The sequence below is a fragment of the Streptomyces sp. NPDC006655 genome (genome assembly GCF_040703965.1).
Lineage (GTDB): Bacteria > Actinomycetota > Actinomycetes > Streptomycetales > Streptomycetaceae > Streptomyces.
On record NZ_JBEYJU010000078.1, the window covers coordinates 30196 to 43412 of the forward strand.

The 13217-nt window shown below is 73.9% G+C and carries 7 protein-coding genes and 1 pseudogene; 5 read left to right on the forward strand and 3 right to left on the reverse strand.

The window, feature by feature from the left end:
* The first annotated feature begins 19 nt into the window (after positions 1 to 19).
* Positions 20 to 934, forward strand: coding sequence for a squalene/phytoene synthase family protein (locus AB0958_RS33180; protein ID WP_366894179.1), 915 nt, complete (start codon positions 20 to 22; stop codon positions 932 to 934).
* A 13-nt stretch (positions 935 to 947) separates the two neighbouring features.
* Here the strand turns inward: AB0958_RS33180 and AB0958_RS33185 are convergent, their stop codons facing one another.
* The 3 genes and pseudogenes from AB0958_RS33185 to AB0958_RS33195 all read right to left on the reverse strand — a co-directional run bounded on the left by AB0958_RS33185 (position 948) and on the right by AB0958_RS33195 (position 5821).
* On the reverse strand, positions 948 to 2879 hold the full coding sequence (locus AB0958_RS33185) for a glycoside hydrolase family 97 catalytic domain-containing protein (protein ID WP_366894180.1): 1932 nt from the start codon (positions 2877 to 2879) through the stop codon (positions 948 to 950).
* Between the two features lie 27 nt (positions 2880 to 2906).
* Positions 2907 to 5215 (reverse strand): annotated as a pseudogene (locus AB0958_RS33190) (Tat pathway signal sequence domain protein).
* A gap of 231 nt (positions 5216 to 5446) precedes the next feature.
* Positions 5447 to 5821, reverse strand: coding sequence for an RICIN domain-containing protein (locus tag AB0958_RS33195; protein ID WP_366894181.1), 375 nt, complete (start codon positions 5819 to 5821; stop codon positions 5447 to 5449).
* A gap of 19 nt (positions 5822 to 5840) precedes the next feature.
* Here AB0958_RS33195 and AB0958_RS33200 point away from each other — a divergent pair, with 19 nt between their 5' ends.
* The 4 genes from AB0958_RS33200 (at position 5841) to AB0958_RS33215 (ending at position 13179) form a co-directional block, all read left to right on the forward strand.
* A complete protein-coding gene (locus tag AB0958_RS33200) occupies positions 5841 to 6443 on the forward strand; it encodes a hypothetical protein (protein WP_366894182.1) in 603 nt (200 codons plus the stop codon).
* A gap of 285 nt (positions 6444 to 6728) precedes the next feature.
* Complete coding sequence (locus AB0958_RS33205) at positions 6729 to 7346, forward strand: sigma-70 family RNA polymerase sigma factor (RefSeq protein ID WP_366894183.1); 618 nt, start codon at positions 6729 to 6731, stop codon at positions 7344 to 7346.
* Positions 7343 to 8521: a hypothetical protein gene (locus AB0958_RS33210; protein WP_366894184.1), complete on the forward strand. Its 1179-nt coding sequence runs from the start codon at positions 7343 to 7345 to the stop codon at positions 8519 to 8521. Before AB0958_RS33205 ends, AB0958_RS33210 begins: the two co-directional genes overlap by 4 nt.
* A 122-nt stretch (positions 8522 to 8643) precedes the next feature.
* Complete coding sequence (locus tag AB0958_RS33215; protein WP_366894185.1) at positions 8644 to 13179, forward strand: FtsK/SpoIIIE domain-containing protein; 4536 nt, start codon at positions 8644 to 8646, stop codon at positions 13177 to 13179.
* Positions 13180 to 13217: the final 38 nt, after the last annotated feature.

Consider the following 13217-nt stretch of genomic DNA (forward strand, 5'->3'; position numbering starts at 1 on the left):
CGCCCTCTACGATCACCGGGTGAGCGCGTGGAACAAGACCCTGACCGCGGCCGGCATCACGGACCCGCAACTGCGCCGGGACTTCAGCGCCCAGCGGCGGACGGTGCGGCGGTACCGGCGCAGCGCCTACCTGGCCTGCCGGGTGCTGCTGCCGCCCGCCGTCCTGCCCCATGTGATCGCCGCGACGGCCGTGATGCACCACGGGGACGTCCTCCTGGACTCCGGCCCGAAGCCGGGGCGGGCGGCGGCCTGGGCCGTCTGGGAGGAGCGGGTGCGCACCGCGCTGGAAACGGGGACCAGTGACGATCCGCTGATCCGCACCCTGCTGGGCACCGTCTCCGCGTTCCCACGGCACCGGGCGGCGGTGGAGACGTATCTGACCACCGCCGCAGCCGAGTTGGCGTTCGACGGCTTCGCGACGGAGGCCGACTACCAGGCCTACGTGGACGCCTACGCCCTTCCCGCCTTCCTGCCGATCGCCGGTCTGCTGGGACCGGAGAGCGACCCCGACGGACGGTACCGGGCGGGGTGCCGCACGCTCATCGACGGCAGCCAACGGCTGGACTTCGTCAACGACCTGGCCGAGGACCTGCGAGAAGGGCATCCGGGGATCCCCGCGGAGACGCTGAAGCGGTTCTCGGTCACGGTGGCGGACCTGGCGGCGGGCCGGGACTCCGCAGGTCTGCGCTCCCTCGTGGAGCAGGAGGTGGAGCGAGCCCGCGCCGATCTCCGGGCGGGCCGGCAGGTGCTGGCGCTGGTGCCGGCACCCCACCGGCCGATGGTGCGGGCCCTCATCGAGATCGAGCTGATGACGGCCGAGGCGGTACTGGCCCGCGGCACCGGGGTGCTGCGCGGTTCGGCGTCGCCGTCCACGGCGGGCACGCTCCGGCTGCTGCTCGGCGCCCGCCGCGAGGCGGTGCGCGCTCAGCGGTAGCCGGGGCGCGCGCTCAGCGGTAGCAGGTGGTGACGCCGGGCCGCCAGCGGCAGGCGATCGCGGCGAAACCTCCGTTCGCCGCCACGTCGACGTTCAACTCCTCCCCGCCGCGCAGCACGTGCCGGTCCTGCACGAGTCCGTCGGCGCCGTCCCCGACCGTCTGCACCAGCCAGCGGCCGGCCCCGAGCGTCAGCGGCACCTCGGCCGTGTGCGCGGCGCCCGCGTACACCCCGCCCAGGAACCAGCGGTCCCCGCTGCGGCGGGCGAGGACGGCCTCCTGTCCGGGGCTGCCGGCCAGCAGCCGGGTGTCGTCCCAGGCCGCGGGCTCCTGGTCCAGGAAGTCCCGGGCGAGGGGGCGCTGGTCGTACGAGTCGGGGGTGCCCGCCAACATCTGGAGCCCCGACTCGTAGGCGACGGTGAGCCCGAGCTCGGCGGCGTCGGAGTCCGGGCGCAGGCCGGCCCGCTGGAAACCGCCGGGGGTGAAGTCCATGGAGCCGATCACGTTGCGGGTGAAGGGCAGGGTGGTGAGGTGGGCGGCGGTGTTGGTGCGCTTCTCCTCGCCGCCCACGGCCTCCATGGTCATCACCTGGGGCCAGGTGCGCTGGATGCCCTTGGGGAGGGTGGCGCCGTGGAAGTCGACCATGAGGTGGTGGGCGGCGGTCTCCGCGAGGACGGTGTCGTACCACTGGAACATGGACTGCGCCTCGGAGTTCATGAAGTCGATCTTGACGCCCTTGACGCCCCAGCGTTCCAGCGTCGGCAGCCACTGGGCGCGTTCCTCGGGGGTGTCGAGGTCGCGCTGGTGGATCCAGACGATGATCCCGACGCCCTTGGCGCGTGCGTAGTCGACGAGCTGGGGCATCCAGCTGTCGGTCGCCCAGTCGGGGTCGGTGACGTCCCACTCGTCCTTCTTGAAGTACCAGCCGGAGTCCACGGCCTCGTAGGGCCAGTGGTGCGCGGCGGCGTAGTCGACGTACGCCTTCTGCGCGTCGAGGCTCTGGCCCGCCGCGCGGCCGCCGGCCAGCCAGGTCCACAGCACGGTGCCGGGGCGGATCCAGGAGGGGTCGCGGACCTTGGAGGCGGGGGCGAGGTCGTCGATGAGGGTGGACCGGGTGACGGTGCCGAGATCGCCGGTGATCATCGCCCGCCAGGGGGTGGTGAGGGCGCCGTCGGTGCGGACGCGGTCGTCGGCGAGCTGGACGCGGTAGGTCCCGGTGCCCTGGGTGTGCGCGAGCCGGGCGCCGGAGTAGGCGCCGGTGAGGTCGGACTCGGCGAGCAGCGTGTAGCCGCCCGGCGTGGCGAAGAGGGCCTGGTCGGAGTAGGCGCCGGTGGGGGCGGTCGCGGCGGTGTACTGGTTGAACTGGCCCTCGTTGTCCACCCGGTAGGTGCTGAGCCAGGCGTCCGCGTCCGGGGGCAGGTCGAAGGCGGAGGTCTCGCCGAGGACGTCGCCGTAGCCTGTGGGCAGGACGTACCGGTAGGCGACGCCGTCGGCGGAGGCGCGGACGACGAGGTCGAGGCGGGCACCGGCGGCGGTGGCGAAGGACAGCCGGGTCTCGTCCATGTGCACCCTGCGGTCCAGGCGCTTGCCGGACTTCGCCCGGTAGTGCTCGTGGACCGTGCGGTCCGTGCGGTGCAGGAACCGCAACCCCTGGGAGAGGTCGGCCTGTTCGGTGACGATGCCGACGGGTGACGGCTCGATGACGGTACGGCCGTCCCGGGTGACCGTGAGGCTGAGGGCGCCGGTGGTGTCGTCGAGGACGATCCGGGCGCGGGGTGCGTGGGCCGCCTCGGACACGGTCCAGGCGTGGGGGCGCTGTCCGGCCCGGGCGGCGGGCGCGGTGGTGAGGAGGGCGGCCGCGAGACCGGCGCAGAGCGCGGCGACCGCGGTCCTTCTGACAGGGACGGCGCGAAGGACGGGAACGAGGCGAATGGCGGGAACAGCCATGGGAACCCCTCTCTTCCGGTGGGTGGGTTACGGCAGTCCCCACGCCGCGCCCGGTTCGCTGACGGCGACGGGGGCGATGACGAGGTCGGGGCGGGTGCCGGAGTACACGAGGACCTCGCGGCCGCGGGGCAGGTCGACGGCGAGGGTGCCGTCGCCGAGGTCGTGGGCGCGGGCCGGGGTGCCGTCGTCGAGGAGGGCGGTGAGCGGACCGGTCAGGCCGTGACGGAGCCTGAGGGGTTCACCCGCCAGGCTCCGGACCCGCACGAACCGCGTCTTCCCCGCCTTCCGGACGGCGCTGACCAGGAAGGCGCCCTGGGTGCGGAAGTTGTGCAGGGTGAGGTCCGCCCAGGCGGTCGGGACGGCCGGGAAGACCCGGATGATCCCGCCCCAGCTCTGGCAGAACATGTCGTGCAGGGACTGCGAGGCGGACAGCGGGGTCTCGATGACCGGACCGGCCTCCGTGTAGTGGGTGTTGGCGCGGCACGGGTAGCGGGTCGTGGGGTCGAAGAACTTGCGGAGGTAGCCGATCGCGGTGTCGCCGTCGCCGGTCATGGCGTACATCGAGGCCGCGCCGGTGTAGCTGTAGCCGCGGTGGGCACCGGTCAGCGCGTGCCAGCGGACCACCGACCTCGTGATCAGGTCGCGGTTCTCGGGCTGGTCCCAGTTGACGAGGTACAGCGGGTAGACCATCAGCAGGTGGGAGTAGTGCCGGTGGGACTGCGCGTACGGGGTGCCGGCGCCGATCATGAAGCCGTTCTCGTCGACCGGGTACGGCGTGAGCTTGGCCAGCACCTCTCGCCAGCGGGGAGCCAGCTCGTCGTCGACACCGAGGAGTTCCGCGGATTCGAGGAGGTCTGGCAGCCCCAGCGGATCAGGGCCAGGTCGTAGTTGGTGTCCTGCGGCGGGACGACCGGGTACTCGGGCGAGAGCGTGCTCGGGAGGTGGAGCCGGCCGTCGCTGCCCGGGGTGAGGAAGTGCAGGTAGTAGGTGATCGCGCGGCGCAGCACCGGGTAGATCGTGTCGCGCAGCAGGGACGTGTCCATGGAGTGGCGGTAGGACAGCCAGACGTTGTGCAGTGCCCAGGTGAGGTCGCCGGTCTCGGCGCCGGTGCCGGGCTCGCCCACCTCGCGGTTCGCGAACATGTCGGAGCTGCGGCCGATGCCGGAGCTGTCCGCGCGGTGGGCGGCGGGCACGTTGGCGGCGAGCTGCTCCTGGTTCTGGCGCAAAGTGGTGGCGAGGGCGTCGAGTTCCGGGTGGTTGAAGGCATGGATCAGCCAGTACTCGAGCTGGACGTTGAGGTTCCACCAGACGGCGGGCCAGGGGGTGGGTTCCAGCCAGGGTCCGGGCGTGGCCATCACGGGTCCGTCGGCGCGGCTGGCGCAGGCGACCTTGTAGAGCTGGATCCAGTGGAAGCTCTGCAGCCGCTGGTCCGGGAACGACACGAAGCTCTTCCGGTAGAAGGCGTGCCACCAGCGGGTGTGCCGCTCCCGGAGGTCGGCGTACGACCGGGCGCGGCGCAGGTTGCGCCGGGAGTCGGCCTCGGCCGCGGTGTCCGAGGGGAAGCTGTGGCCGACGCTGAGCAGCAGTTCGTCGCCTGTGCGGCGGTAGGAGGTGGCCGTCTGTCCGCCGCCGGTGAGCGGCTGGAGGACCTGTTCGGTGCCGTCGGCCGTGGTCCGGGTGGACCAGGGCGGGTTGGCGGTGTAGCCGGCGGGCGGCGCCTCCTGGATCCTGCGGGGGCTGACGGCCTCCTCGGGATGGAAGGTCCAGGTGGCCCGTTCGCCGCCGTGGGCCGTGGCGCGGACCGCGAGGACCTCGCCGTGGACGAGCGCGGCGAGGGTGAGGGTGCCGGCGGTGGTGGTGACGGTGCCGGTGAGTTCGGCGTTCCACAGGCTGAGCCGCCAGTCCACGGCCGTGATCGTGCCGACGGGTTCGAGGGTGAGGTGGCCGACCGGGAGGCGGGCGGTGCCCCAGCCGCTGCCGAACTGGGGCCGGTGGTCCTGGACCCGGCCGTGCTGCACGGTGAAGCGGACCTGGTGGGCGCCCGGCTCCTGGTAGATCATGCTCCCGAGCAGCCCGTCGCCGAGGAACGGCGCCTCGTGCCAGAGGGTGGGCAGTCTGCTCCACAGCAGGTCCTGGCCGCGCAGGAACCGGTCCCAGGCGCCGTCGGTGGTCATGGTGTCGCGGAGTTTCCAGGGGTGCGCGGCCCGGGCGTCGGCCGGTTCCGCCGGGGCCGCGTGGGCGGGGCCGGGCAGGGCCGCGGCCGCCGCTCCCCCGAGGGCGGTGCCGAGCACGGCCCTGCGGGGCACCGGTGAACGTGTCTCCGGCTGTGAGGTCATCATCGTCCTCCAGAGCTGGCGGATCCTCGATACATCGGGTGTATGGCGAACCTAGGGACCCGAGGTGCACCTGTCAACAACCCCAACAGTGGGCCGATCAACGGGATTTCAGCTCTGTTTGTCGAATTGACCTAAGGGTTCACCTAGATAACCTCGGCTCAACTCCGTGACTCATCGGATGTATTGGGATTACCTGCGTTCGCCCCGTCGTCGAACTCTCCTCGGCGGGCGTCAGCCCTTGCGCCACTTCTGGTTGGGGGTGCCGGCGCACTTCCACAGCTGAAGCTTGGTGCCGTCGGCGGTGCCGTTGTCGGTGACGTCGACGCACTTGTCGGCGAGCGCGCTCACCAGGTCGCCCTGCGCACTCAGGTAGAACAACTGGGCCCGGTTGCCACTGCACCTGGCGACCTGGATCGCCGTCCCGTCGGCGGTGCCGGCCCAGGCCAGGTCCATGCACAGGCCGAGTGAGCGAATGGTGCCGTCCGACTGGAAGACCCACTTCTGCCGGGCGGCGCCCGAGCACGTCGCGATCTGCAGCCTGGTGCCGTCGCCGCCCGCGTTGGTGACGTCGATGCAGCGGCCGGAGCCCGTGCCGATCAGTGCCACACCGGGGACGGTGGTCTTGGTGGTGCCGCCGCCCGACGAGGAGTGTCCGGAGGAGGAGCTCCCGCCCGAGGAGGACGTGGAACCTCCCGACTTCGAACCGGACGAGCCGGAAGTACCCGAAGAACCCGATGAACCCGACGCGCCGGAAGAGCCCGAGGAACCGCTTGAACCGGCCGCTCCGGAACCGGAGTTCGAGCCCGCGGCGACCGAGCCGCCGCCGGCCTGCCGTCCGGCCGAGCCGCCGCCGGTTCCGCCCCCGGAGCCGGAGCCGCCGGCGGCGGTCGTCACCGGCTTGTGGGAGGGGCTGGAGGTCGGCGACGGGGACGCGGACGGGGACTGCGAGGTCGCGGACAGCGTGGTCGGCTCCCCCGCCGCCACCACCGATGCCGGCGTGCTGCCCGGCTCGGGGAAGAGGTCCACCCGGCTCAACAGCGGTACGGCCAGGGAGACGACGACGGTCAGGGCGGCCGCACCGCCGACGGTCGCCCATACCCGCGCGCCCGGCACCAGCCCGCGGCGGGGCAGGGCGGGACGGCGGGCGAAGGTGTCGCTGAAACGTCCCGTCGGACTGCCGGGCCGTTCGGGCCGGGGTTTGCGAAGGGGCGGCACGTCGGTCTCCTGAAGGTGTGGTGAAGGTCTCGGAACGCCCGGAGCGAGCTGAACACAGGAACAGTAACCAAGGACGGCCGCGGATCCGGACGCCCGTCCACGAAGATCCGGCCGAGCGTCACCTCGCGTACACCTGTGGAGAGTTGGCTGTGACGAATCTGTTGCACCACGGATCGGCACCGGCTTCGGGAACTCCCGATTCTCGCGCTAGCGTTCGCCCTTGACACGTTTCACAGTGACACACCGCACCACCGCACCACAGCACCACAGCAGCACCCGACACCGGAAGGCGGAGGCCGTGAGCCTCATCGACCATGACCGCGCCGACACCGCGGACCGGACGCTCGGCCTCCTTCTCGCGGAGCGCGACAGCCTGCGCCGCTTCGTGACCGGCCTGATGGGGCGCGACCCCCATGGCGCGGAGGACGTCGTCCAGGAGACCCTGTTGCGGGCCTGGCAGTCGGCGGCCCGGCTGGACTGGCGGGACCGGCCCATCCGCATGTGGCTGTTCCGGGTCGCCCGCAACCTCGTGGTCGACAGCCGGCGCCGGGACCGGACCGTTCCGGTCGGGATCACCGCGGCGGACTTCGGTGCCGCCGGCCCCGCGCCCGTCCCGGACCACGCCGAACAGGTCGGTGACCGCCGGGTGCTGGTCTCCGCGCTGCGCACCCTCGCTCCCGCGCACCGCGAGGCCGTCGCCCGGGTCCATCTGCTGGGGCAGCCCGGCGACGACGTGGCCCGCCAGCTCGGGCTGCCCCCGGGCACCGTCAAGTCCCGGACGCACCACGGCATGCGCGCGCTGCGCGCCACCCTGGAGTCCCACGGCCTGCACACGACCGGAACCGGCAACCGCCGGGGAGAGGGTCCCCGGGGAGACACGCTCCGGAGAGAGACCCTCCGGGGAGAGACACGATGACCTCCGACACCATCACCGCCCTGCTCGGCCTCGTCGGCGTGCTGGTCCTCGTCCTCGCCGTCGCCCACTGGCTGGTGCGGCGCGGCGGCGGCTGGAAGGCCCTGTGGCGCCGGCTCGGCCGGGAGATCACCCTCACCGTGCGGGCGTTCACCGGCCCCGTGCGCACGGAACTGCGCTACCGGCGGGGTCTGCGTCTGCTGGTACGGCTGCTGCGCGACCCGGCCGTGTGGGGCGACGCCGAGCGGGCCACCGCCCTGGCGGCGGCCGTCCGGCCCGGAATCCGTCCCTACGGCGTGCTGGCCGGGCCCGAATGGCTGGCCGTGCTGGTCGCGGCGGACGGCGACGCGCTGCGCGAGCCACCGGAGCCCTGGGCCGCCGACGAGACCGACCCCCGCCTGTGGTGGATCGACCGCGCCGACCTGGCCGAGGCGCCCGAGGGGGCCGCCGTACCGCTGCTGGTGTGCGTGGGGCACGACCTGGGGCACGCCGTGCTGCTCGACGTGCGCTCGGGACCGCCCGCCCTCTCGGTGTACGGCCCGCCGCGCGCCACCCGTACGGCGCGCGCCGTGCTCCAGGCGCTCACCGCCCAGTTGGACGCCCGGCTGCCGGAGGGCCGGGTCGCCGTCGCCAGCGGGGTGCACCCCGGGTTCCCGGGAGTGCCGGCCGCGGCGGCCGTCGGGCAGCCCGGCATCGAGGTCGCGGTCTGCGCCGACCCGCTGGAGCGGCCGCTGCCGTCCGGGGTCCGGCTGCTGAGCCTGGGCGTCGCCCGGGGCCGTACCCGGCTCCTCGAGGTCACGCCCGACGCGGCGCTCACGGTGCACGGCGCCCCCGCCGCCGCCCGTGTCGACGCCCTGCCGTTGGCACGGGCCGTGGCCCGGACCCTGGCCGCGCTGCCGCCCTGCCCCGACCGGCCGGACGAGGAGGCGGTGCGGCCCGTGGACGTCGCCGCCCCCGCCGATCCGGACCTGCTGCCCGACGCACCGGACCTGGCCGCGGGCGCGCCGCCCGCGGCCGGACCGACCGGGGTCTCGGCCACCAGGCCGGTCCGGGAACCCGAGCCCGTCACGGCGCCGGTGGCCGCCGAGGTATCGGCGGCCGAGAGCGACGACGACTTCGCGGAGCCCAGCGCCTCAGGTGCGGCGGGCGTCTCGGCGGCCTCGCCACCGGGGCTGTGACGACCGCCGTACCCGCCACCTTCCGCCACCTTCCGCGAACGTCCTCGAACCTCCGCGAACCCCCTCGCGCTTCCTCGCGTTTCCTCGTATTTCCTCGCACGAACGACCGTCGGCTGGGAGCCGTGAACCTCACCATCACCACCGTGGACGCCACGGACGGACAGCGCCGCGACCACCAGGTCCGGCTGCCCTCGAACGCGACCGTCGGCGACCTCGCCGCCGCCCTGACCGAGGACGAGGCCGCCGCCACCGGCGGCGCGGACTGGGCCGCGGCCGGCGCGCCACGCGCCCGCAACCTCTACGCCGGGGACCGGCGACTGGACCCCGGGGCGCCGGTGTCCGGCAGCGGGATCCGCGACGGCGGGCTGCTCGGACTCGGCGGCCCGGCCCGCCCGGCGGACCTGGTCCGGGTCCATGACGACGACCGGGAGGGGGTGCTCGCGGAGGTGCACCTCGTCTCCGGGCCCGGCGCCGGGCGCACCTGGCGGCTCGGTCCCGGCAGTCACGAGATCGGCACCGACCCACTGTGCGCCCTCCGGCTGGACGCCGGTGCCGGGGTGCCCGAGTCCGGGCTGTGGGTGACGGTCGGCGCGGACGGCACCACGGCCTGGCACCGCACCGACGACGACCCCGACGCCACCGTCCGGGCCCGGCTCGCCGCACCGCCGCCCGACGACGCCGTCACCCAGCTGCGCAGGCCCCGCCCCCAGCCGCCGCGGGAGCGTCCGGCGGGTCCCGGCCCGGTGGCCTGGCCGGCGGGCGAGGACCTGACGGTCGGTCCGGTGCTGCTGCGGATGAGCGCGCCGGTCGAGGCGGACGCCGCCGTGACGCCGTCCGCCGACGGCTACGGCGTGGACTACAACCGGCCGCCGCGGATCGCCCCGCACCTGGACGCGGAGCGGGTGCGGCTGCCGCAGCCGCCGTCACCGCCGCAGAAGCGGCCTTTCCCGACCGTGATGATGATCTCGCCGATCGTCCTCGGCCTGTTCATGGTCAGCATCTTCAAGTCGTACTACTTCCTGGTCTTCCTGTTCCTCAGCCCGATGATGATGCTGTCGAACTGGGCGACCGGGCGCCGGGCGGCCCGCAAGCAGTTCCTGGAGTCGGAGGCGGCCTACGAACGGCGCCGTGACGTGCTGGAGGAGCAGGTCCGGGACGCGGTGACGGGCGAGCGCCGGGTCCGGGACAAGACCGGTCCCGACCCCGCGGCCGTGGCCCTGATCGCGACCGGTCCCGGCGGCCGGCTGTGGGAGCGGCGCCGCCGCGACCCCGACCACCTGGTGCTGCGCCTGGGCACGGTGGACCAGCCGTCGGTCAGGGAGCTGGAGGACCCGGCACGCGACGAGAACCACCGCTCGATCCGCTGGAACATCCCCGACACGCCGATCGGTGTGGACATCGCCGCACACGGTGTCGTGGGCGTCGCGGGCCCGGCCGCCGAGGTACAGCCGCTGGCGCGCTGGCTGGTCACGCAGGCCGCCGTCCTGCACAGCCCACGCGACCTGCGGGTGGTGATCCTCACCGAGCCCGACCGGGTCGCGGACTGGGCGTGGACCCGCTGGCTGCCGCATCTGAGGCCGGGCACGGCGGGCGGTCCCGTGGTGCTGGTCGGCAACGACCCCGAGTCCACGTCCGCCCGGATCAGCGAGCTGGTCTCCCAGGTGCAGTCGCGCCGCCGGCAGGCGGGCAACGACCGGGACGTGGTCTTCACCGACCCCGACGTGCTGGTGGTCGCGGACGGCGCCCGCCGGCTGCGTGACGTGCCCGGCATGGTGCAGGTGCTGACCGAGGGACCGCGGGTGCGGATCTTCAGCGTCTGCCTGGACGAGCAGGAGCGGCTGCTGCCCGAGGAGAGCACCGGGGTCGTCCTGGCCGCCGACGGCCGCCTGACCCTGCGTCGCCCGGGCGCTCCCGACCTGCCGGCCGTGCGGGCCGACCGGGTGTCCGCCGAGTGGTGCGAGCAACTGGCCCGTGCCCTGGCCCCGATCCGTGACGTCAGCCCCGAGCACGACGCCGGACTCCCCCAGCGGGTCCGGCTCCTGGACCTGCTGGAGCAGGAACCGCCGGACGCCGGGGCCCTGCTGGACCGCTGGCGGCGCGAGCCCGCCAGTACCTCCTTCCTCATCGGTACCGGCTTCGACGGGCCGCTCTCCCTGGACCTGGTGCAGGACGGGCCGCACGGCCTGGTCGCCGGTACGACGGGATCGGGCAAGTCCGAGCTGCTGCAGACGTTCGTGGCCTCGCTGGCCGCCGTGAACCGGCCCGACGAACTCACCTTCGTGCTGGTCGACTACAAGGGCGGCAGCGCCTTCAAGGAGTGCGCGGGCCTGCCGCACACCCTGGGCATGGTCACCGACCTCGACGCCCACCTGGTGGAGCGGGCGCTGGAGTCGCTCGGCGCCGAACTGCGCCGCCGTGAACAGGTGCTGGCCGCGGCCGACGCCAAGGACCACCCCGAGTACCGGGCCAAGCGGGCCGCCGATCCCTCCCTGGCCCCGCTGCCCCGCCTGCTGCTGGTCATCGACGAGTTCGCCACCCTGGTCCGTGAAGTACCCGACTTCGTACCGGGGTTGATCAGCATCGCGCAGCGCGGCCGGTCGCTGGGCATCCACCTGATCCTGGCCACCCAGCGACCGGCGGGTGTGGTCACCGGTGACATCCGGGCCAACACCAACCTGCGGATCGCCCTGCGGGTGACGGACATGACCGAGAGCCAGGACATCATCGACGTCAAGGACGCCGTCGACATCTCCTCCGGCACCCCCGGCCGGGCCCTGGTCCGGCGCGGGCCCAAGCAGGCGGACCCGTTCCAGACCGCCTGGGTGGGCGCGGAGCGGCCCCCCCAGACACCGGCCGCCGCCGAGCCGGAGGCCGGTGCGCGCAAGCCGGTGCGCTCGGTGGACGTCGGCTGGGACGCGCTCGGCCGCCCCGCCGAACTGCCCGCCGACGCCCGCACGGTGACCGTCACGTCCGCGCAGGGTCCGGCCCCCACCGACCTCCAGGCCCTGGTCGAGGAGATCCGCGGCGCCGCCGACCTGCTCGACGACTTCACCCCGCAGCCCAGCCCGTGGCTGCCCCCGCTGCGGCGCGAACTCACCCTGGACGACCTGGACGAACTCGGCGCCACCCGCGAGGGCCGGCTGGTCATCCCGTACGCCCTGGAGGACGTGCCGCAGCTCCAGCAGCGCCGGGTGGCCGTCGCCGACCTGGCCACCTTCGGGCACCTGTACGTCATCGGCGCCCCGCGCTCCGGCCGTACCCAGGTGCTGCGGACCATCGCCGGGTCCGCGGCCCGCGCGACCGGCGTCGCCGACGTGCACATCTACGGCATCGACGCGGGCGGCGGCGGTCTCACCGCGCTCGGTGCGCTGCCGCACTGCGGAGGTGTGGTCTCCCGGCACGACCTGGAGCGGCTGGGCCGGCTGCTGCGCCGGCTGAACCGGGAGCTGACCGAGCGCCAGGACCTGGCGCAGACGCACAGCGCGACCGGCATCGGTGAGCTGCGCAAGCTGCTGCCGAAGGCCCAGCGGCCCGCGCACATCCTGCTGTTCATCGACGGATGGGACTCGCTGTCGGTCCTCATCGACGAGCACGACCACGGCCAGCTGGTGCAGGAGGTGACCCGGCTCATCCGGGAGGGCGCGGCCGCCGGCATCCATGTCATCGCCACCTCCGAACGCTCCCTGCTGGGCGGGCGGATGGCCGCGCACAACGACCACAAGCTGCTGCTGCGGCAGGGCGACCGCAGTGACTACCAGGCCGTCGGCATGATGCCGAACAAGATTCCCGCCGACATCCCGCCCGGCCGGGGCTGGCACGTCCTGAGCGGCACCGAGACCCAGGTGGCGCTGCTGACCGCCGGCGGTGGCACCGAGCAGGCGGAGGCGTTGCGCACGATCGGCGAGCGCGCCCGGGCGCGGGACGCCCAGGTTTCCGAGGCGAGGCGGCCGTTCCAGGTGGCGGTGCTGCCGCGCACGGTGGAGTTCGCCGACGCCTACCGGAAGGTCGCCGACACGGACCGGCGGCCGATGTGGGGGCTGCTGGGTGTCGGCGGCGACGAGGGCGACGCGATCGGCGCGGACCTCGCGGGCTCCGCGTCGGCGTTCGGGGTGTTCGGTCCGGCCGGGTCCGGCCGCAGCAACGCCCTCGCGTCGATCGCCGTGTCGCTGCTGGCCGGTGGCACCTCGCTGGTGGTCCTCACCCCGCGCGAGTCGCCGCTGCGCGCCCTGGAGCGGCACGCCACGGCCACCGTGCTCACCGAGAACGACCCGTCCGCCGACACCGTGCGGGCGGCCCTCGACGCGCTGCCCGGGCCGCGGGTGGTCATGATCGACGACGCCGATCTGCTCACCGGCTCAGCCGCCGACAAGCTCCTCAAGGAGATCGCCGTCTCGGGCCGGGACCAGGGTCTCGGGCTGGTCTACGCGGCCTCGGCGGAGGGTTTCCAGAGCGGGATGAGCGGCTGGACGCTCGCGGCCCGGCGGGCCCGCCGCGGACTGCTGCTCGCACCGAAGAACCTCACCGAGGGCGACCTGATCGGCGTCCGTCTGATGCCCAGTGTGGTGCGGGCCACGACACACCCCGGCCGGGCGTGGACGGCCGGCCCCGGCGGCGGTCTGCTCGCCCTCCAGGTGCCGCTCACCCCGCTGCGGGCCTGACCCGCGGACGCGCGAGGGGCCTTCCCGGCGAGTCCGGG

Excerpts from the sequence above, each read along its gene's own strand:
- AB0958_RS33185 (WP_366894180.1), bottom strand. The coding sequence starts at position 2,879 with ATGGCTGTTCCCGCCATTCGCCTCGTTCCCGTCCTTCGCGCCGTCCCT.
- AB0958_RS33210 (WP_366894184.1), top strand. The coding sequence starts at position 7,343 with ATGACCTCCGACACCATCACCGCCCTGCTCGGCCTCGTCGGCGTGCTG.